Raw genomic sequence first — 22,991 nt, 5'->3', positions numbered from 1 at the left:
TTACAAAAAAAGACACTAATTTTGCACAAACAAACCTGTGAAAATGAAAAAGATAAATTCGGTATGCGTATATTGTGCATCCAGCTCAAAGATAAATGATTCATATTTTAAAGCCGCTAGAGAACTGGGCAGATTACTTGCAAAAAATAATATAAGATGCGTATATGGAGCCGGGAACCAAGGACTTATGGGAACTCTCGCTGACGAAACGTTAAGTGCCGGTGGAAATGTATTAGGTGTTATTCCACGCTTTATGCAAACAGAAGGATGGTGTCATAAAGAACTAAAAAACATTATAGTTACCGAAAATATGCATGAACGAAAAAACCGGATGGCAGAAGAATCGGATGGCATTATCGCTCTTCCAGGCGGTTGCGGCACAATGGAAGAACTTCTCGAAATCATTACCTGGAAGCAATTGGGACTTTATCTTCACCCGATAGTTATTCTCAATATAAATGGATTTTATAATCCGCTTATCCAATTATTAGAACAAGCAATCAACGAAAACTTCATGCGCCCCGAACACTCCCGGATGTGGTGTGTCGCTTATACTCCACAAGAGGCTATAGAAGCGCTCTACAACGCCCCGGAATGGGATGGTAAATTACGCAAAATCGCAGCTATTTAGCCCATGCAGGAAAACGACAGCATAAACACTATCACTTCTTCATCAGGAGATCAAGTCTTTCTTTCCGATTCGACAAGAACCGAAAAAGATTCGTTATACACCGGAACAAATTATTCACCCCGAATTATTCAAAAGAAATGGAGTCCTAAATATATCAACGGCTTTGAAACACAATGCCACCGTCCTGTAACCGATCCTCTGACTGATTTTAAAGAAACATCCATTACAATACCTATAGGATTCGAAGCAACACCACGTCCTCACACTCCGGTACATAACAGCAGTATCGCCCTTTTGCTTATTACAGGCTTCCTTCTCATAGCAATATTTTATCACAGAGGCATAAAATACCTGATACAGGCATTCAGTAATATAACAGAAGTAAAAGACCGGCATAGCATTTTCACCAATATTACAGTCAACGAAACACAGCTCAGGTTTGCATTGTTATTCCAAACTTTCATAACAGAGGGGATTGCTTTATTTTTCCTGATAAATAATTTTTGGGAAATACAATCCGAAAATTCCATATCACTGGCCATCATATTCTGCTGTTTATCAGCTGCCGTATTCTATTGGATACAAATGTTTATATATCATTTACTAGGATTCGTATTCAGCGATCCGGCACGCACCCGGCAATGCGTGGAAAGTTTCTCATCGGTCAATTCACTGCTCGGTCTCGTATTATTCCCGGTCGTCTTATGTATGATATATATTCCTGCATGTACAAGTACAATGCTCTTGATTACAGGCATTTGTTACATTTTATCACGTATTATCTTTATTTATAAAGGGATTAAGATTTTTTTGAGCGATATATATGGTTTAGTCTACATTATTTTGTACCTTTGTGCCGTTGAAATAGTACCCTTGCTTCTCTTCTATAAAGGAGCGATTTTACTATCGAAATTTGTTGAATTTTAAACTATTATAATCTTGAAAGTTAAGAAGGTATTAGTTTCGCAACCGAAACCGACATCCGAGAAATCTCCCTATTACGATATAGCCGAGAAATATGGTGTCAATATCGAATTTCGCCCGTTCATTAAAGTAGAAGGTTTAACATCCAAGGAATTCAGGCAACAAAAAATCTCTATTCCGGAATTTACTGCTATTATTTTCACAGCAAGAACAGCAATCGATCACTTTTTTCGTCTTTGTGAAGAATTGCGTGTAAGCATTCCCGATACAATGAAATATTTTTGTGTAACAGAATCCGTAGCCCTTTATCTGCAAAAATACATAGTGTATCGTAAACGTAAAATATTTTTTGGAAATTCAGGTAAATTGGATGATCTTCTTCCTTCTCTAATAAAACATTCGGGAGAGAAATTTCTTTTACCGGTATCGGACGTACACAAGGAACAGACATCCTTACTGGAAAAAAATAACATCAACTATACCAAAGCCGTTATGTATCGCACAGTAAGTAACGACTTCGGTCCCGATGAAAAATTCGATTACGATATGTTGGTATTTTTCAGTCCTTCCGGAATAAATTCCCTACTAAAGAATTTTCCCGAATTCGAACAGAATGATATCAAAATCGGCTGTTTCGGACCTACGACAGCAAAGGCCGTACGGGAGGCAGGACTTCGCCTCGACATAGAAGCCCCCAGACCTGAAGCTCCGTCAATGACCGCCGCCCTCGAGCTGTTTTTTAAGGAACAGAATAAAGTATCTAAGAAATAACATTTCGTTCTTACGAAGTGTAGTCTCACATATTTCCCCGTAAGCACTATCATACATATAGTCCGACTTACGGGGTTTGCTTTTAAAAAATAAGAATATGACCGGTTACCGATTGACAAAAAACGAAAAACTATGCAGTAAAACAACTATAGAACGATTGTTTGCTGGCGGAAGTTCTTTCGTCATGTATCCTTTTCGCGTAGTATATAATACCGAAATAATTACAGGTAACAAAGTGGACATGTTCATCAGCGTTCCCAAAAGGAATTTTAAACGCGCCGTTAAACGGAATATGATACGCCGAAAATCAAGAGAAGCTTACCGGTTAAATAAAAACCGGCTTATCGAGACTGTAGAAAAAAAGAACATTACGTTACATATAGCGTTCTTATATATTGCCAAAGAAATAGAAGAATACTCCTTTATCGAAAAAAAAATGAAAGAGTCTCTTCTAAAATTAACAGATATTATTTCCAAGCTTTCAAAACCGGATACATGAAAAAGGTATTGACCTTCATATTATTATTGCCTATACGGTTTTACAGGATGTGTATATCACCTCTTACTCCCCCCTCCTGCCGCTTTACTCCTACCTGTTCTCAATACGCTCTGGAAGCTATTCAAAAACACGGCCCCTTTAAAGGGCTATGGCTCACTTTAAAACGATTATCACGCTGCCATCCCTGGGGAGGTAGCGGTTATGATCCGGTACCATGATATCAGAAATAAACGACATACATACTCATGTTTCTACTCTTAAGTCGGCTATACACAATGTTTTACCGACAGAGTTCAAACCCAATCCCGGATTTTATTATTCGGTTGGAATCCATCCGTGGTATATCGACTCATACAGCCGGGAACAATGGAAATTATTAGAATCCGCAGCCTGCCATGTACAAGTTTTAGCTATAGGAGAAAGCGGGCTGGACAATTTACGGGGGCCGGGCAAAAACGAACAGATAGTCCATTTCGAGAAACACATCCGCATTTCCGAAGAACTGGCTAAACCGTTAATTATACATTCGGTACGTACCTGCCAGGACATTATCCATATCCGTAAATGCAATAAACTTACACAACCATGGATCATACATGGATTTAGAGGAAAACCGCAAATTGCAGAACAACTCTTGAAAGCAGGAATCTATATTTCGTTCGGAGAAAAATATCAAGAGGAATCTCTAAAAATTACTCCCCTTTCCCATTTGTTCATAGAAACGGACGAAAGTATATCGCCTATCGGAGAATTATATAAGAAAGCTGCTGCTATCAGAAAATGCGAAGCAAGCCTGCTTCACAAATCTGTACAAGAAAATATTCTTAAAACATTCAAAACATAGCTTGGAAGATACAGTTCATAGCCAATATATTCATTTATTACTTTATTTACAAAATCGTATAAAATAAGACATACATAATTTTAATGAAACTATAGCTGTTTATACATTCTCCAGAAATATCTTTTTTAAAGTATAAAGGTTGTTTCTTACAATAAAGTGTCGTATTTTTGCTTCTACTTAAATTTTAAATAAAATCATTCGATGAATTTTGTAGAAGAACTCCAATGGCGCGGGATGATACATAACATAATGCCCGGGACCGAAGAACAATTACAAAAAGAAATGACTACGGCTTATGTAGGCATTGACCCTACGGCCGACTCCTTGCACATAGGCCATCTGGTAAGTATAATGATGCTCAAGCATCTGCAAAGAGCCGGGCATAAACCCATCGCTCTTGTAGGAGGTGCTACCGGTATGATAGGCGACCCGTCTATGAAATCGCAGGAACGCAAATTGCTGGATGAAGAAACGCTACGTCACAACCAAAACGCCATAAAAAAACAATTATCCAAATTCCTGGATTTTGATTCAGATGCGCCTAATGCTGCCGAATTAGTGAATAACTACGACTGGATGAAAAATTTCTCATTCCTGGATTTTATCCGGGATGTGGGCAAATATATAACGGTAAATTATATGATGGCCAAAGATTCGGTAAAGAAACGACTCGCCGGAGATAATAACAACGGGCTTTCTTTTACGGAATTCTCATACCAGCTCGTTCAAGGATATGATTTTGCCTATCTTAATCGGACTAAAAATTGTAAGTTACAAATGGGCGGTTCGGACCAATGGGGAAATATCACGACCGGAACCGAACTGATACGCCGCACGACAGGCGCCGAAGCTTATGCTCTTACCTGTCCTCTCATCACTAAAGCAGACGGGGGTAAATTCGGAAAAACGGAATCGGGTAATGTATGGCTGGATCCCCGTTACACGTCCCCTTATAAATTCTATCAGTTCTGGTTGAACGTAAGCGATGAAGATGCTGCAAAATATATCAAGATATTCACCGATCTTGATAAAGATACCATAGATTCATTAATCGCAGAACAAGCAGAAGCTCCACACCTCCGTCCTTTGCAAAAACGACTGGCAAAAGAAATTACAACGATGGTACATTCGGCTGCCGATTACGAAGCTGCCGTGGAAGCCTCCGGCATCTTATTCGGCAATTCAACATCCGAGCAGCTTCGCAAGTTGAATGAAGATACGCTATTAGCCGTTTTCGAAGGAGTTCCCCAATTCGAGATATCCAAAGAAATTATTACGGGCGGCATTAAGGCTGTAGACCTGACGACCGAACATGCGGCGATATTCCCATCAAAAGGAGAAATGAGAAAATTAACCCAGGGAGGGGGCGTTTCTTTAAATAAAGAAAAACTGGAAAACTTTGATACAATCATCGATTCTTCTTTCCTACTTAACAATAAATACATTTTGGTACAGAAAGGGAAAAAGAACTATTTCTTGATTATTGCAAAATAATTTGATAAAATAATTTGGTTTTTTCAGTAAAGCCAACTATCTTTGCCACGCTTTTGAGATAAACTCAAAGTAACAGGATTGTCTTATGGTGTAATGGTAGCACTGCAGTTTTTGGTTCTGCCTGTCTAGGTTCGAATCCTGGTAAGACAACTCAAAAAAGACCTTTTCTATTTGAAAAGGTCTTTTTTGTTTCCATATTCCAAATTATTCCATACCTTAAGCACCTGGCCTTACCTAAACATGACCTTCGAAATATCTATTTTCACACAACTTATCAGTTGTGCCGTCAATAAAAAAATCAATGGATAAGAAGGCATCATTAATCTGGCCCATTCTGCCTGTGCTCCCAACAAAATTACCACATAATTAGCCCAAACCAATCCCCATACAAAAAGCGACACACAAGGCAATTTCTTCGTGGTGACCATCTTTACGATGTAGACAAGCAAAGAAAGCCACAAGACCACATACAAGAAACCGAACTTTACTTTAAAAGACAATATTTTAACGATACGATATGGGAAATAATTCGTATCAATTTCATGGCAATGTATAAGAAGCGGAGTTTTGGCAATAACCGAAATCTGTTTTTCGGTTTTAGTCAAATATTCAGGATAATTCATTTTCAGTGATTGGGAAGTAACTCGTTTCATCTCAGGAAGACCATATGTCGCCGATAAATAAAAATATTCCTTAAAATAATCTTTCTCAGCAACGGCATCGAAATTCGCCATATCATTACGAAAAGCATCGGAAACCCCGTCAAGCTCGAGTAAATCTCTCTCCCGTAAAATATTATATTCATTTATTACACTCACTTCAGACATCATGCGCACACCATAGACACCGGAAAACCAACTGCTATAGACCGCCATGCACAGGACACACAACACCGTACCCAATAAACCCGTCCACGACCTTACACTACACTTTTCCTTATACATTTGATACCCCCAAAAGATTAACAGGAAAGGAATCAGATACAAAAAAGAAGGACGATGAAAGATCAGTAGGAATGTCACGACCAAAGAACCCGACAATGCTCCGTATTTTCTTTTTTGATAATAATCAATGAGGAACCACAGCCAGAAAACCAATCCTGAAGACGCCAAAGATTCGGTAAGTATATAGCTCGACCATAAAGCAACATACGGATGACACGCATACAACAAAGTAGTAAAGAACGAAAAAACAGGTGACCTGAAAAAAAAGACACAAATTTTATGGAAATAAAAAATAGAAAGAAAAAAAACGGCATATTGGAATATAACGGCAATATTAACAAATGACACAGGAAAGATCATTCTCATCATTCCCAATAAAAGAGGATAAACTGGTGTACGCAACACATCAGGCTCCCCATTCAATAAAGTATCGATAGCCGAAATATAAGAATAACTATCGGGAGCCATCAATACAGTCCCGAAAAACCAACCATTAAAAAGCAGCGATAAAGAATAGATAAGGAACAATTTATACTTATAATTCTCACTTCGAAGAAAAGCCTTCACAGTTCCCCATACGTTATTTCTTAACTTCATGATATTCTGTTTCACTGTTCACATTCCAAATGTGAGATTTAGAAGCATATCCTCCTTCTTCTATATTTTTAACCGCTTCGATTGCTGTCAGCATGGAATGATCCATATTATTATACCGGTGCTGTCCGTTACGACCTATGCAATAAAGATTCTCAATGGAGTCCAGAAAATCCTTTACCTTATCCAGGCTATAATAACTGCCAAAATAAGAAGGATAAGCTTTCGGCATTTTAATGCGGACAGCATCGATAACATCTTCTTTTGCCAACAAACCTATTTTATACAATTCGTCTTTTGCCATTTCAATAAATGCTTCATCATCCATATTCCACATTTCATCTCCTTCGGCACAAAAATATTCCAGCCCTATCCACATTGTGTTCTCATAATCTTCCACCATGTACGGAGACCAGTTATTGAAAATCTGCAAACGACCTATTTTCACATCTCGCTCCTGTATATATATCCAGGTATCGGGAATTTGGTTACGATAAGTTTTAAGCTTCGTTTTATTTTTAATTTTTAAATCTTTTACCAACAGACCTACCGTAATAAAATCACGATACGGTAACTCGGTAGCGATACGCATCACATCTTCAGGGATATCGATTCCTTGCAAAGAAGGAAGCAGCTCATTCAACGGCATCGAGGACAAAAAATAATCGCAATCCGTTCTTTTTATATCTCCCTTATCATCCTTCGTCTCTACCGCTATCACTTTTTTATCCTGCACGATAACACGGGTCACCCGTTGTTTTTTATATAACTCTCCCGATAATGATACAATTTCATCCGCCATACGCTCCCATAATTGTCCGGGCCCTAATTTAGGATATATGAACTGTTCTATCAAAGAGGTTTCTACGTCTTTCTTCTGACGACTATTTTTAGAGCATAACGATTTAGAAATAACATCTTTCAATACGGCTAAAAGAGAAAGCCCTTTGACCCTTTGACTACCCCAATCAGCTCCCAGCAAAGACGGATGCACTCCCCATACTTTAGTCGTATAATCCTCGAAGAACATCTTATATAACGGTTTTCCGAACCGGTTTATATAAAAATTCTCCAAAGACGTTTCTTCCTTTTTAAACATACAGGACCAAATATACCCAGCTCCTGCATTCACAGTCCTCCACAGCCCCATATTGGAAAAAGTAGACCAGCTTAGAGATATCGGATAATCAAAAAAATGACGTAAATAAAATATTCGAGATACCCTCCGGCGGTTCAGCCACACCTGTTGCATATTCTCAGGATTTCCGGGAACATTGTCCGTAGAACGTTTCTCTCCCAACAAAATTTCATCAAGAGACGGAGCAGACTGCAAAGGCATCATTGACGACCAAATATCCATAACCAGCGTATTTTTCGAAAAAAAGCGATGACCACCGATATCAATCCTATTTCCTTTATAATTAACTGTACGAGAAATACCTCCCACACAATCGTCAGCTTCGAATATCACCGGTTTTATCCCGGTCTTGCGTAAAAACTCCCTGGCCGCCGTAAGGCCTGCAGGACCAGCTCCGGCAATAACAGCTCGTTTATAAGAATTGTCCATATAGTATATCATTTTTACAAAAGTAACATAATATATTTACTTATCAATATTTAAAAAGATATTAAAAAAATCCGGTAAAAAGAGAAATCCAAAGTAGCCAAGTCTTACATGCAATTTACTATTGAAATTAAAGAAAAAATTCCTTAATCACTTGTTAATATCGCTTTATTACCCTAATTTTGCGCGTAGTAAATTACGTGTGAATTTCATAAACACAATAATAACTTAAATTTTAAATCCTATGTGGTTAAGTAACTCGTCTATAGGACGGAAAGTAGTTATGAGCATTTCAGGACTTTTTCTCATCCTATTTTTAACATTTCACATGTCGATGAACCTGGTGGCTGTGATCTCGGAAGATGCCTACAACGCGGTATGTAAATTTCTGGGAGCCAATTGGTATGCATTGGTAGGGACTCTCGTTCTTGCTGCCGGTTTCGTGGTACACATCATTTATGCATTCTGGCTTACACTGCAAAATCGCAAGGCTCGCGGTAATGACCGTTATGCAGTTAATGCCCGGCCCAAAAATGTAGAATGGGCATCACAAAACATGCTGGTTTTGGGTATCATCGTTTTGCTTTTCTTTGTATTACATCTGGCCCAATTCTGGTTCAAAATGCAATTCAACGAAATTACCGGAATCCTTCCTGACGTGAATCCTCACGACGGAGCTGCTCTTATCCGCGAAACTTTCAGCAATCCTCTTTTTGCCGTTCTTTATCTGGTTTGGTTCATTGCTATCTGGTTCCACCTTACTCACGGCTTCTGGAGTGCCATGCAAACTATCGGCATCAACAACAAGGTTTGGTTTGAACGCTGGAAAACGATCTCTAACATTTTCGCAACCCTTATTTTTATAGGTTTCGCCGTAGTCGTAATCTATTTCTACGTACGTTACGGCTTAATGGGATGCTGAACCTGTTATATATAGGAGATTAAAAATATTATCAGTTACAAAGAAAAATATTCGTTATGACAACAATAAATTCAAAAATCCCCGAAGGTCCTTTGGCCGAAAAGTGGACAAATTATAAAGCTCACCAGAAATTGGTGAATCCGGCTAACAAACGCCGTCTCGATGTCATCGTTGTGGGTACCGGTCTGGCCGGAGGTTCTGCTGCCGCTACGTTAGGAGAACTAGGATTCAATGTACTTAATTTCTGCATACAGGATTCTCCCCGCCGTGCACACTCTATTGCCGCACAAGGAGGTATAAATGCCGCCAAGAACTATCAGAACGACGGCGACTCTGTTTATCGTCTTTTCTACGATACCATCAAAGGTGGTGACTACCGGGCACGCGAAGCAAATGTTTATCGTCTGGCCGAGGTGTCCAACAATATCATAGACCAGTGCGTCGCACAAGGAGTTCCTTTTGCACGCGAATACGGAGGTTTGCTGGCAAACCGTTCATTCGGCGGTGCACAGGTTTCACGTACTTTCTATGCTAAAGGGCAGACCGGACAACAGTTATTGTTAGGTGCCTATTCTTCCTTAAACCGTCAGGTAAAAAAAGGTACTGTTAAGCAATTCAACCGTTATGAAATGCTAGATCTGGTAATTATAGACGGACGTGCCCGCGGTATCATAGCACGTAATCTGATTACAGGTAAGATCGAACGTTTTGCCGCTCATGCCGTGGTTATCGCTACAGGCGGATACGGAAATGTATTCTTCTTGTCGACCAATGCCATGGCATCTAATGGCTCTGCCGCCATACAATGCTACCACAAAGGAGCTTATTTCGCAAATCCTGCTTATGCGCAGATACATCCTACCTGTATTCCGGTTCACGGGGAATTCCAGTCAAAACTGACTTTAATGTCAGAATCTCTGCGTAATGACGGCCGTATATGGGTTCCAAAGAAAAAAGAAGATGCAGAAGCTATCCGTGCCGGTAAATTGAAACCGACCGAAATAAAAGAAGAAGACCGCGATTACTATCTGGAACGCCGTTACCCGGCATTCGGTAACCTCGTACCCCGCGATGTCGCTTCACGTGCTGCTAAAGAACGTTGCGACGCCGGTTTCGGTGTAGGTACAGGCCGTGCCGTATATTTGGATTTCAAAGAGTCGATCGAACGTTTAGGTGAAGCTGCCGTACGCGACCGTTACGGAAACTTGTTCCAGATGTATGAAAAGATCACGGATGACAATCCATACAAAACCCCGATGATGATTTATCCTGCTTCCCACTATACTATGGGAGGTATCTGGGTAGATTACGAATTAATGACTTCTGTTCCAGGACTGTTCGCCATAGGTGAAGCGAATTTCTCCGACCACGGCGCAAACCGTTTGGGCGCATCAGCTCTTATGCAAGGTTTGGCAGACGGTTATTTCGTGCTCCCTTACACAATTCAGAACTATCTTTCAGATCAGATCACAGTACCTCACTTCAGTACCGATTTCCCCGAATTCTCGGAAGCAGAGAAAAATGTAGAGAAACGTATCGAACGACTGATGAAAGTAAAAGGAAAACGATCTGTAGACTCTTTCCACAAAGAACTGGGACATATCATGACCGAATACGTAGGTATGGCCCGGAACGAAGCCGGATTGAATCATGCTTTAGAAGAAATAGAAAAACTGAAAAAAGAATTCTATGCCAATGTACGAATACCGGGCGAAGCCAATACTCTCAATGTTGAACTCGAAAAAGCACTGCGTGTAGAAGACTTCTTTGAAATTGGAAAATTAATGGCACTCGATGCCTTGAACCGTAACGAATCATGCGGCGGTCATTTCCGTGAAGAATATCAAACGGAAGAGGGTGAAGCAAAACGCCGTGATGATGAATATATGTACGTTAGTTGCTGGAAATATGAAGGTGAAGATAAAAAGCCCGAATTATTGAAAGAAGAACTGAAATACGAAGCTATTAAAGTTCAAACACGTAATTATAAACAATAATTCTTTTACGCGCCGCCCACCTTTCGGGATTACGACCTGAAGCGGTAACGGCCAATATATTTACAGTTATGGAAAAAACAATCAATATAACGCTCAAAATTTGGCGTCAAAGAGGACCTAAAGAAAAAGGTGCTTTTCAGACATATTCTTTGGATGGTGTTTCGACAGACAGTTCGTTCCTCGAAATGCTGGACGTACTTAACGAAAAACTGATCAGTGAAAATCAGGAACCCGTAGTATTCGACCATGATTGCCGCGAAGGTATTTGCGGTATGTGCTCTCTATACATCAACGGGCATCCTCACGGGCCCGACACCGCCGTAACGACCTGTCAGTTACATATGCGCAAATTCAATGACGGAGATACGATAACCATCGAGCCTTGGCGTTCGGCCGGTTTCCCCGTTATTCGCGACCTCATGGTAGACCGTACTGCTTTCGATAAAATACAACAAGCAGGTGGTTATATTTCTATCAACGCGGGAGGAGCACAAGATGCAAACGCCCTGCCTATTTCTAAAATAGATGCAGACGAAGCGATGGATTCTGCTTCATGCATAGGTTGCGGCGCTTGTGTAGCTGCTTGTAAAAACGGATCGGCAATGCTTTTCGTATCGGCAAAAGTAAGCCAGTTTGCATTACTGCCTCAGGGAAAAATAGAGGCTAAAGCACGCGCTAAGGCCATGCTCTCTAAAATGGACGAACTCGGTTTTGGAAATTGTACCAATACCGGGGCATGCGAAGCAGAATGCCCGAAAAGTATTTCTCTAACCAATATCGCCCGTCTTAACCGCGAGTTCATTTGTGCTAAACTGGAAGACTAAACAGAAGTTTTTTGCAACAGAACCGATATCGGTGAAAAATATTTTTATAAAAATCCCTGATCGTATGGTCGGGGATTTTTATTATAAGAAAATCAGAACATATATTTATCACAGGAGAAATATTCAGATACTTCAGTAACCGAATAAACCGTTTCAAGAGATTTTTCCGCCATCTTTACACAATTTTCCAATACAAGAAAACAAAAAAGAATGGCTGCAAATTGATATTTGCAACCATTCTCTTCCAACAAGGACCGTATCTTTTTTTTAAAATGATAAACGAACTCCCAGCATCATACCCCAGGTATTATCACTGGAAATATCATAACTCCAGCGTGCATTCTTTTCGAACAAAGTTTTATTAGCAGCATTTACCTGATATACAGGTTTCTTATCGGCGTTAACACCGGCCGTTTTCAATAACCGGATATTTCCGAAACTTGCCAAACCGTTCGCTTTTTCAACCCCCCAACCGGAATTGAAAAGATTACCGACATTCAATATATCCAAACTAACCTGCAAACCATAACGGCGGGAACCTATATTAAGATTAAAATCTTGCATGATCTTGAAATCAAAGCGGTGAACCCAAGGCATAACACACCCGAAACGTTCGGTATATTTCCCTTTACGGCTTTTCAGGTAACTGTCATTATTAATATAATTCCAAAATACCTCGCGTTGCTCATCGGCCGAAAAAGTGACATTGTTATTATTGTCGGTAATATCCTTAAACAATAATTCGTCTTTTGCAGACGGAACATACATCAAATCGGAACCTACTCCATCTCCGTTAAGATCCGCCGGATAAATATAAGACATGCGTCCGATAGGAGAAGCCTGATAAAGCAGTGCTACCGTAGTCTTGAAATGTTTCAGGTAACTGATCTCATACATAGCCTGCGCAATGATACGATGCGGAATAGAAAAAGAAGAATAGCTCAATCCGGGATTATTCAGACTATTTACCGCCACATTATATTGCCAGGAAGACTTGGCTACCGATCCGGGATTCGCGGTAAGATCTTTGGCTTGGGAATAAGTATAAGATACCGATCCGCTGAATCCTGATGCAAATTTTTTAATCAATTCCACATTAAAAGAATATTGATATCCTTTTTCATTTCCGTTCGTAAGCATCATGGCATCCGATATGTTTTTATTTATCCTGTTGTCCTTTGCAGGCCAGTAATCCCGGTTGTCATTACCGGCAAATTTATCGGTTGCCGGTTTCTCGTTCACATTATTTTGTACGACATTATAAATATCCCGGGTGTACATGGCATTTGCAGACAGCATAAAATCATAAGGAAGCTGCCATTCTATACTCAAACTGCTGCGCCAAACCTGGGGCATCTTGAATTTAGGATCGACAAAGCAGACAGAGCCGGGAGCCTGTGTAGCCGGAGTGGAAGCCAGTAAATCGGGATATTGTTTCAAGACTTCACGATAGTCGGTATTAAATCTGAAATTATCGGGTAACTGATTCGCCGTTAATTCTACTTTATTTTGCAAATAACCGGAATTAGCGGGTTGATTCGTAAACCAGACGAATGGTAAAACTCCCGTAAAAATACCGGTACCACCTTTCAGCATCAGAGAGTGATCTTTCAACACATCGTATGTAAATGCAACACGGGGAGAAAACAACAACTTTGATTTTGGCCATTTAGAAACATCTATCTGACGGTTATCTGCAAATCTCAATTCCGACACCGCCTGATTATCGGGTAAATCATTCATATAGAAAGGTAAATCCAACCGCAATCCATAATTTAATTTAAACGAGGGACCTATGGACCACTCGTCTTGTACATAAACAGCACCCATTCCGAAGTCCAAATCGGCATAAGGAACTTCCCGGCCATTGTATCCATACGTCAATGCAAATGCGGTCGGTTTCGCATTATTTATAAAATCTTCCATACTGGCATACCGGTAGTATCCCCAGGCATAACGCATATACGCATTCCGGAAAGCATATTTATCAAATGATATTCCGGCAGTGAGATAATGGTCGTCCAAACTAAAGGTAACATTATCAATAAAACTGAGAACCTTGGAAGTTACATCGTTTCCGGGAGTAAATATTTCGGAACCGAAGCTCATATATTGTTTGCCATTTTTATCTATGTCCACAAAAGGAAACGGAGAGCCGTATATTTCCCGGGTATCGTTCACATAACTATATGTTGCCAGGAATTTATTAAAAATGAACGGAGTAAACTGGCTGTTCAACTCTCCCACAACCGACATTACCTTATTCTTGTATTTGAAATTGGAATTTTCAAAAGCCATGGAAGCATCTCCCACACGACTATCCCTATATCCGCCAAAAGAAGAACTGTTTACCAGATCATCGTTTTTCGACTGGACTCCGTTATATCTTAATGTAAGTTTATTTTTCAGATTAATATTCCAGTCTACACGTGCCATTATCTTCCAGTTAAATCCTGAAAAATTATCGAAATTATTATATTTTCCGGTACTATATCCATACTGACTTTGCAAGAAGTCACTCATACGTTTCATATCTCCCACACTGGTACGGGATATCTTTTGCGTAACATCTCCTACTCCGTCTTCCGAAGGTCTCCATTGCACTCCGGGATATGATTCATTTTCTATTTCTCCGTTTATAAAGAAAAACAATTTGTTCTTAATTATAGGTCCTCCCAAAGTTATGCCGTACAATTCGGAGTGTCTCGTCTGAGCATTCGGAATATCTATACCGTCTATCGATTTACCGGAAAAAGATTTCGGACGGAAATACCCGTAAGCGGTTCCCGAAAAATCATTGGTTCCGCTTTTTGTTACAGCATTAACAGCCGCACCTGTAAAATTAGAATATTTCACATCGAAAGGAGCTACGTCAATCCGTATATTTTCCAGCACATCCAAAGATATCGGCTGAGCATTTCCACCGGGCATATAATTAGAACTCAACCCGAAGTTATCGTTCAACGGCGCACCGTCTATCGATACATAGTTATACCGGCCGTCACGTCCTGCAAAGGTATTGTTTCTTCCGGCATACGGAGAAAGCTTAGTAAAATCGGATATACTCCGGTTTAACGTCGGGACCGTCGTTAATTGCCTGGAGGTTATTTGAGTGGAGGTTCCTGTTCGGGCTGAACTCTTATTTCCCGTTACGACAAGATCTTTCAGTTCTATATCAGCCCCCTTCATTTCTAGGTTGACATCATCCCGGTTTCCCAGTTGTAAATTTATTTGGGTATAAACAGTCGGTTGATATCCCAAATAAGAAGCTTTTAATGTATACGGTCCTCCCGCCCTTAAACCTTCAACATGATACCAGCCATTGGTATTGGTAACGGTTCGGGAAACCGAACCCGAAGGTAGGTGTGTAATTAAAATAACCGCACCGGGCAATGCCTCACCATCATTTCCAGTTACCCTTCCGGAAATAGCACAAGTCGTTATCTGTGCTCTTAAAACAGGCACAAAAACAAATATTCCTAATAATAGAAATAAAATAATACGGATTTTTTTCATTTATAAATGAATTTATTTTTGTAAATCAATATACACCTTTAATAAGCCGAATAAAACAAAGTTAATATAAAAATAATTGCTAAGATATATATATTCTATTAAAGAAAGATGATAATTATATATATTTTTTCATATTGCAAAATATGTTTATGTTTTTACTGGTAAAATTCTTTTCATTAGGCATAATTTAATATATTTGTGGTATTAATTTTATTTAAGGTGTAATATATTTCAATGAAACAATCATTCTTTAAAATAATATACATTATCCTCGTATTCTTCATATTATGTGTGCGTGTCGCCGCTTCTGAGACCGAAGGCCACCCTATTCTGCTCATAAGTTCTTATAATCCTGAAATACCTACGACAGCTAAAAACATATCCGAATTCTTAGATGAATACAAAAAACTGGGAGGGCATTTTAATGTGGTTATTGAAAACATGAACTGCAAGAGTTTTTCGGAAATGCAAGAGTGGAAAGAAAGAATGACTGCAATCCTGAAAAAATACACAGGCCCTAAAAAGCCGCTTGCTATCGTATTACTGGGTCAAGAAGCCTGGACATCTTATTTATCACAAGGAGCAGACGGCATAGAAAAAGATATACCCCTCGTTTGTGGAATGGTGAGTCGTAATGCCGTATTATTACCGGATAAATCGGTAGATATGAAAAATTGGAAACCCGAAAGTATCGATGCTATAGAAGAAGCTTCACTAATAACATCTCTACACGGCCGTTTTTATGATTACGATGTAGACAAAAATATAGATTTGATTTTAAACTTTTATCCGGATACGAAACATATTGCTTTCCTTACGGATAATAGCTATGGAGGTGTTTCATTACAAGCTCTTGTCAATAAAAAATTAAAAAATTATCCCGAACTGAATTTGATCTTACTGGATGGAAGATTGAACGACATGAATACAATCATTACACAAATCACTAACCTGCCGGATCATACGGCTTTATTGATAGGAACCTGGAGAGTAGACGCCAACGAATCGTATTTCATGCGTAATGCTACTTATGCCTTAATGGTAAATCCTAAACTGCCGACATTCTCCCTGACCTCATTGGGCATCGACTATTGGGCCATAGGAGGATATCTGCCCAAATACGGATCCAGCGGAAAAAACATAGCCGAAGATGTATTATACGTTACAACGCATAAAGGAAAAATAGAATCGGATGTATATTTATTCCCGAATGAATACATATTCAATTATGAGAAGCTGAAAGAACTGGGACTCGACTCAAAAAATCTTCCACCAGAAGCGACTATAATTAATAAAGAAATTGGATTCTATCAAAAATATAAGTATCAGATAAATTTTATCTCTACAGCTTTCATTGTATTATTAGCAGGATTTTTTATTTCACTGACCCTGTTTTACAGAACTAAAAGATTGAAAAACGAGCTGGAAAAATCGGAAAGCAGCAACCGTCTTATTCTCGACAATATAAAAGAAAATATAAAATACATTACTACCGACTATACTATTTTATGGCATAATTCTTTATCGACTCATGGTAACAAACCCGAAAGAGGGAAAAAATGTTATGAAGTCCTTTACGGTTTTACAGAACCATGCAATGGATGTACCGTGGCACAATCCATACAGAGCCATCAGATATCAGAATTCAACATGGAGTATGAGCCTCACAAATACAAACACGTACTCGTAAATCCGGTTTTAAATCACGAAAAAAAAATATCAGGCTTGGTAATCCGCTCCGAAGACGTTACCAAACAAAAAGAAGCGGAAATTGAATTATGGCAGGCGAAAGAGAAAGCAGAAGAATCGGACCGTTTAAAAACAGCATTTCTTGCCAATATGAGCCATGAAATAAGAACTCCGTTAAATGCTATCGTTGGATTTTCAAACCTTCTTGTTGATGAGAGTTGTTCCTCCGAAGAGAGAAACGAATACGGTGAGATCATTACGAAAAATTCCAATTTATTACTTTGTCTTATCAATGACATCTTAGATATATCCAGATTGGAGACGGGTAAATTATCTTTCACATATAAACCTTGTGAATTGATATCGCTTTGCCAGGCAATTTCAGCCACAACATCCCATCTCAAGAAAGAAGGAGTGGAATTTGTATTCAATCCCCCTTTCAAAACGTTCGTATTGGTAACCGATATTCAAAGGTTACAACAAATCCTTATTAATTTGATCACCAACGCTTCTAAGTTCACCAATCAAGGAACGATCACATTGGATATTTCTATTGATAAAGATAATAACCGCATATTATTTTCGGTAACAGATACCGGCTGTGGCATACCGGTAGAATCTCAGCATAAAGTATTCGAACGATTTGAAAAATTGAACGAATATATTCAGGGAACAGGATTAGGCCTTGCCATTTGTAAACTCACAATAAACAAAATGGGAGGAGATATCTGGATAGATAAAGATTACACTTCCGGAGCACGTTTTGTATTCAGCCACCCGCTCGACCTCGAAGAACAAGACACGGATACGCAAATCATCGTGTAAACATCCTAAAAAGAATAAACAGGTCTACCCGTCGTTTACAAGTCAAATAAATTACCTTTAGTAAAGGTATATAAACAAATATTTAGCTAAATATTTGTTTATAAATAAAAAATTATTTTTCTTTGTAAAAAGAGAATATGATTTTTATAAACTAAATCAGGGTATATCGTACTTATGGAAACACGTTTTTTTTCTGTAATCTTTTTTTTATTGTTGTCCGGAATATTACGTTGCCAAACGTCTTCTGAGATAAAATTGCCGTTAAATCCTTTTACGTCGGTCATCCCAAAATCCCCCGAAGCAGCGTCTTTAAGTAAATATGCCGAATTTCCGGTCAGCTATTTTTACGGCTTGCCACAGATCGATCTGCCATTGTATGAGCTCAATATAAAAGAATTTTCATTTCCGATCTCCCTCAGCTACCATGGAGGAGGGATAAAAGTAGATGAAGTAGCCAGCCGGGTAGGTTTGGGCTGGACACTAAATGCCGGAGGAGTTATCTCACGTCAAGTTTGCGGTCTGCCCGATGAAATGCGGGAAGGATCATATAGCGGTTTAATGCATATGTTGTCCGATATTCCAATATTCCGGGGTTTTTATCACTTACTTCCTCCGGATAAAGAATCAATCCAGTACAATATGCAAAAAGTGTTGAATTATGATCCGAGTGAGTATTATAGCAGCTTCCAGCAATTAAATCTATACAAACAGATTCGGCTTTTTTTTAATTTTGAAGGAGGTTATATGGATAGTGCATTGGACAGGTACACGTTCAATTTCATGGGATATTCAGGAGCTTTTATGATGTCCCAGCCACGTAAGGATTCCGTTATCATTCAGTCCGGTAGTCCGGTAGAAATAGTAGAGATGAGTTTTCCCGATTATTTTGTGATGCGGGATCAGAAAGATATCCGTTATTATTTTGAAGAAAAAGAGACTTCCTTGTATCCTTATTATCCAATGTCCAATCCCAATGTTCCCTCTTTACTTACGGCCGATTCATTACGATATACTTCGGCATGGTATCTGAGCAAGATCGTTACACCGGGAAAAGATACGGTCTATTTAAATTATTCCCAAATGCCATTGGTAAAGATACAATCTGGTATTTATGCAGAGAACATGGCGACATATAGCCCCGATTTTAAAAATGAGGTTGTTTCAGCAGGAACTGCTACCTATAATACGGTACAGTTTCTTCCCAAGCGTCTGGATAAAATAAGTTCCAGGGATGTGGACATTTCTTTTATAAGTGATGAAAACCCACGGTTAGATATAAAAGGGGATAGAACGAAGTTGGATTATATTAAGGTATCGGATAAAAAAAGAGGACTTATAAAAAAGCTGGGGTTTCGTTATTCTTATTTTTGCAATACTGTTAGATATAACTCTTCTGAGGCGAATGCATTAAAACTGGATGGTATCGACGAATTTTCTGTATCGAATACCGATTCCGTCTCTCTGCACAGGTTCACTTATTATGGCGATGGATACAGACCTAGGGATCACGGACAAGATCATTGGGGGTATTATAATGGAACCGTTGGAGGTTTAGTCCCGCCTTTTTCCGAACAGGTATTTAACGGAATTACCAGAGGAGACCGAAAACCGACTAAAGATGGTGCAAAATATGGGGTTTTGACCCATATAACCTATCCTACGGGAGGATATACCAATTTTAACTGGGAACCGAATGCTTACTCGTATGTAGGAGCTGAGAAATTCTTAATAGAAAAAAACGAAATGGAATATTATACTGTGGGGGATACATTGTGCGGCTTGCCAGAAGGAGAAAACCTGAAAGTAGAGATTTATGCGACAACCACGAATAAAATACATATACAATTAAACGAATATTACAATGGCTTAGGTGAGTTCCTAGGTACATGGATGCAATATTACTACAATTATCCTGACAATAATCCGTGGCATGGGCAACCTGAACCCGAATTTCCTTCGATTTACGTCTATTATTTGGGTAAAGATAAATCGGAACAAAATAAAAAAATGAGCAGGTTCAGGCTTTTAAATAAAGATTTGGAGTTATATCCTACACTGGAGATGACTCCTGAAGAAGATGGCTATTATCAGATAGAGCTTCGATATCCCCGAGAAACGATGGTGGACCAGAAGGGCTTCAGTATAAACACCATGTTTACCGATCCTCTCTATTACCGGGGCGCCCGGTACGGACATATTCCCATAACGTTAAAGATCCCGACAAACCTGCATATTCGGGAAACGGTAGGTCAGGCTGGAGGACTAAGAATCAGGAGTATATCTTCTTTTGCTGGGGTTGGTGATACAATCATAAAAACTTATACATACGGAGATCCGGACCTTTCCAGTGGAGTGTTAACCGATTTCCCGGATTATTCGGGTTCCATGATGATGAGTTATCAGGTAGCATTCGAAGATCCCAAAGACCATTTTCCTTCCAGATATCAGAATTTTGTACGTGTGATGACTTCAGAAGGATTGTACAATACCATATTCGGAAAACCACGCGTAGAATACGGCTGGGTAAGAGAATCGTTTATCTCTACCGATAATCCCGAAACGATAGGGAATGTGCCAGGTATCGATTATTATTATACGACGGTTCGTGATAATATCATGGATGCAGCCGATTTAAACGAGTCAAATTATGGCAATTATGAACCTCCAGTAAACCGGCTGCGTACTTCCAAATCACATTGGAGAGGAAATCTGAAGCGGAAAGTTTATTGGAAAAGACCGGGAACAATCAACGATTCTAAAGAAATCTCTTATGATTATTATATCCATGAAGACCGGTCGGACCATTATTTCCCCGGAGGATTATATACTATATCTGCTTTTAATGCGGCTGGGATTCCATTGACTCCGGAGGGTTATGATGTTATAGAATTTGCTAAGAATGACTATGGTATGACAAAGTTCAGAATTATCCCGTATAATAAGATGCTAAAAGAACAGCGTGAAATAACCACGACCTCATCCGGTGCCATAGAAGAAACCCTTCGCTACACCTATCCCTTCACCGGATATAACAAAAGCATCCAAGCGACCCTGCCATTATCGAAAGAACTCGAAAACTCAAAAGGAGAAAAAATTGTTATCTATTATACCTATTACAGGAATACCGACAAGGTAGAGACCAAAGTCCGGGTAGAAAACGGTTACATTACCGATGCCGTGCGTATGCAGTATGACGACTATGCCAGGATCACAGCCACCTATTCGGCACTTTTGCCGCAGGCAGGAGTCCCGGCCGCCTCATACCCCTTGGGGACATCCCTGAAAACCCCTGCCGAGCTAATGACACTTTTAAACATCAGAGAATATGAATACCTTTACGACAGCCAAAACAACCTCCGGGACATCTATTACAAAGGAGACCACGTAGCCTCATTCCTGTGGGCCTATAACGGCAGCCATCCGGTGGCCGAATTCAAGAAAAGAAATTCGGAAGAAGTAGATTCATTTCTGCGGGAAATAGGAACCGACCGGGGAAGCTTCCTGAAAGAGTCCTCTGAAGTCAAAACGAAGCTGGACCGCATAAGAACCCTACATCCCGATGTAGAAATGCGGAGCATGAGCTATCATTGGCTGGTAGGCATAGCCTCCGAAACAGATGCCCGGGGAGTAACCACCTATTATAACTATGACGGTTACGGACGCCTGAGCACGATAAAAGACTATAACAACTATTTGATACGCAAGCATACCTATCATTATAAAACACGATAACAGCAGTAAACCATGAAATATATTTGTTCTATATATATCATATTGCTGGGCATAGCAAGTGCATTCGCCCAAAGCGCGGACCAGAATTATGTAAAAAGCACAGAACCTCTTTTCCCCGGAACCGATATCACAGGAGACGAATACGACGCCCGGGTCACCATACAATATTGCGATGCCCTGGGCCGTGTGCAGCAAACCGTCTGGCGCGGCATCAGCCCCGGCGTCTACGACGTAGTAAGCCACGTCCGGTACAACGACCGGGGGTTGCCTGAAGAAGAATGGCTCCCGACCCCCGTCAACGGCGACCAGGGATATTATCTCCCTTTCAGCCGGGTCAGGGAAAATGCCTTAAACTATTACGGCGACAGCCGCCCCTTCTCCCAAACTATTTACGAAGACAATCCCTTGAACCGCAAAATCGAGACCATAGGTCCCGGAAGCGCCTGGTACGTGGGAAAAAACAATAACCACAGCCAGAAAACCGCCTACCTGACCAATACCGCCGAAGGAGAACTAGCCGTCCGCAAATATATCATCAACCGCTATCTCCTCCATAAAGGCAATTATTCCGAAGGAAAACTATTCGTTACCCGCTCTGTCGATGAAAACGGTAACAAAAAATACCAGTTTACCGACAAGAACGGACGCCCCATCCTTTACCGGCAAATGAAAGACAGCATACCCCACGACACCTACTACGTCTACGACCCTACCGGAAACCTCCGCTACATACTCTCTCCCGAAGCCAGCCAGATATGCAGCGTACAAGACAAAGCCTATACCGATGCCGTTATAGGAAAATACACCTATATCTATAAATACGATGACCATAAACGGCGCATCAGCTTTCAGCCACCCGGATGCGACCCCGTTTATTACGTCTACGACAGATTAGGACGTATGGTACTCGCCCAAACCGGTAACCAGCGTCAGAAAAAAGAATGGAGCTATACCAAATACGACCGGAAAGACCGTCCCTGCCAGACCGGCATATGGACCACTACGATGAGCCACAGCCAGTTGCAAGCCCAGTTTTCAGACATAACCGTACGGGAAGACCGGGAAACCACCCAAGGAGGAGAAAATACCAACCTGGGTTATACCAACGACAGCGAACCCCGTCAGCAGCTGAGGCCCCGGAGCGCGATCTATTACGACACCTACGCCTTTATCCCCCCCGGGCACACCTTCACACCCGAAAGCGGTTACGACCCCTGCTGG

The 22,991-nt window shown here is 40.2% G+C and carries 16 protein-coding genes; 13 read left to right on the top strand and 3 right to left on the bottom strand.

Going from position 1 to position 22,991, the window contains the following annotated elements; all coding sequences use genetic code 11:
- Positions 1-43 precede the first annotated feature (43 nt).
- From OCV73_RS11005 to tyrS, 7 genes are all read left to right on the top strand, one after another.
- Positions 44-631 (top strand): LOG family protein, encoded by a 588-nt coding sequence (locus tag OCV73_RS11005; protein WP_147552165.1) that lies wholly within the window; start codon positions 44-46, stop codon positions 629-631.
- 3 nt (positions 632-634) lie between these two features.
- Positions 635-1,558, top strand: coding sequence for a DUF4271 domain-containing protein (locus OCV73_RS11000; protein ID WP_147552163.1), 924 nt, complete (start codon positions 635-637; stop codon positions 1,556-1,558).
- 12 nt (positions 1,559-1,570) lie between these two features.
- A complete protein-coding gene (locus OCV73_RS10995; protein ID WP_147552162.1) occupies positions 1,571-2,326 on the top strand; it encodes a uroporphyrinogen-III synthase in 756 nt (251 codons plus the stop codon).
- A 97-nt stretch (positions 2,327-2,423) separates the two neighbouring features.
- Entirely contained in the window at positions 2,424-2,825 is a 402-nt protein-coding gene (locus OCV73_RS10990) for a ribonuclease P protein component (RefSeq protein ID WP_147552160.1), read from the top strand.
- Positions 2,822-3,043, top strand: a complete 222-nt coding sequence (gene yidD, locus OCV73_RS10985; protein WP_147552158.1) for a membrane protein insertion efficiency factor YidD — start codon at positions 2,822-2,824, stop codon at positions 3,041-3,043. The genes OCV73_RS10990 and yidD overlap by 4 nt, the downstream gene beginning before the upstream one ends.
- Positions 3,040-3,669: a TatD family hydrolase gene (locus tag OCV73_RS10980; protein WP_147552156.1), complete on the top strand. Its 630-nt coding sequence runs from the start codon at positions 3,040-3,042 to the stop codon at positions 3,667-3,669. Before yidD ends, OCV73_RS10980 begins: the two co-directional genes overlap by 4 nt.
- 201 nt (positions 3,670-3,870) lie before the next feature.
- Positions 3,871-5,163, top strand: a complete 1,293-nt coding sequence (gene tyrS / locus OCV73_RS10975) for a tyrosine--tRNA ligase (protein ID WP_147552155.1) — start codon at positions 3,871-3,873, stop codon at positions 5,161-5,163.
- 230 nt (positions 5,164-5,393) lie between these two features.
- On the opposite strand, the gene OCV73_RS10970 is transcribed toward tyrS, so the two are convergent.
- Both OCV73_RS10970 and OCV73_RS10965 read right to left on the bottom strand, forming a co-directional pair.
- The gene (locus tag OCV73_RS10970; RefSeq protein WP_147552153.1) at positions 5,394-6,704 is read right to left on the bottom strand and encodes a glycosyltransferase family 39 protein; all 1,311 of its coding nucleotides are present in this window, start codon (positions 6,702-6,704) and stop codon (positions 5,394-5,396) included.
- Positions 6,688-8,268: an NAD(P)/FAD-dependent oxidoreductase gene (locus OCV73_RS10965; protein ID WP_147552151.1), complete on the bottom strand. Its 1,581-nt coding sequence runs from the start codon at positions 8,266-8,268 to the stop codon at positions 6,688-6,690. Before OCV73_RS10965 ends, OCV73_RS10970 begins: the two co-directional genes overlap by 17 nt.
- 241 nt (positions 8,269-8,509) lie before the next feature.
- On the opposite strand from OCV73_RS10965, the gene OCV73_RS10960 reads away from it, so the two are divergent.
- The 3 genes from OCV73_RS10960 to OCV73_RS10950 all read left to right on the top strand — a co-directional run bounded on the left by OCV73_RS10960 (position 8,510) and on the right by OCV73_RS10950 (position 12,008).
- Positions 8,510-9,187, top strand: a complete 678-nt coding sequence (locus tag OCV73_RS10960; protein ID WP_147552149.1) for a succinate dehydrogenase cytochrome b subunit — start codon at positions 8,510-8,512, stop codon at positions 9,185-9,187.
- Positions 9,188-9,243: 56 nt separating this feature from the next.
- Positions 9,244-11,184: a fumarate reductase/succinate dehydrogenase flavoprotein subunit gene (locus tag OCV73_RS10955; protein WP_147552147.1), complete on the top strand. Its 1,941-nt coding sequence runs from the start codon at positions 9,244-9,246 to the stop codon at positions 11,182-11,184.
- A gap of 68 nt (positions 11,185-11,252) precedes the next feature.
- Positions 11,253-12,008, top strand: coding sequence for a succinate dehydrogenase/fumarate reductase iron-sulfur subunit (locus OCV73_RS10950; RefSeq protein WP_147552145.1), 756 nt, complete (start codon positions 11,253-11,255; stop codon positions 12,006-12,008).
- A 267-nt stretch (positions 12,009-12,275) separates the two neighbouring features.
- Here OCV73_RS10950 and OCV73_RS10945 read toward each other — a convergent pair whose 3' ends face one another.
- Positions 12,276-15,524: a TonB-dependent receptor gene (locus OCV73_RS10945; protein WP_147552144.1), complete on the bottom strand. Its 3,249-nt coding sequence runs from the start codon at positions 15,522-15,524 to the stop codon at positions 12,276-12,278.
- 234 nt (positions 15,525-15,758) lie between these two features.
- Between OCV73_RS10945 and OCV73_RS10940 the strand changes: the two genes are divergently transcribed.
- From OCV73_RS10940 to OCV73_RS10930, 3 genes are all read left to right on the top strand, one after another.
- Positions 15,759-18,038 (top strand): sensor histidine kinase, encoded by a 2,280-nt coding sequence (locus OCV73_RS10940; RefSeq protein WP_262512953.1) that lies wholly within the window; start codon positions 15,759-15,761, stop codon positions 18,036-18,038.
- A 174-nt stretch (positions 18,039-18,212) separates the two neighbouring features.
- Positions 18,213-21,770: a hypothetical protein gene (locus OCV73_RS10935; protein WP_147552142.1), complete on the top strand. Its 3,558-nt coding sequence runs from the start codon at positions 18,213-18,215 to the stop codon at positions 21,768-21,770.
- Between the two features lie 12 nt (positions 21,771-21,782).
- On the top strand, positions 21,783-22,991 hold a 1,209-nt coding region (locus OCV73_RS10930), incomplete at its 3' end, for a DUF6443 domain-containing protein (RefSeq protein ID WP_262512952.1).

Source organism: Barnesiella propionica (assembly GCF_025567045.1).
In the GTDB taxonomy this organism is placed as follows: domain Bacteria; phylum Bacteroidota; class Bacteroidia; order Bacteroidales; family Barnesiellaceae; genus Barnesiella_B; species Barnesiella_B propionica.
This window is presented reverse-complemented; position numbering and strand designations above follow the sequence as displayed.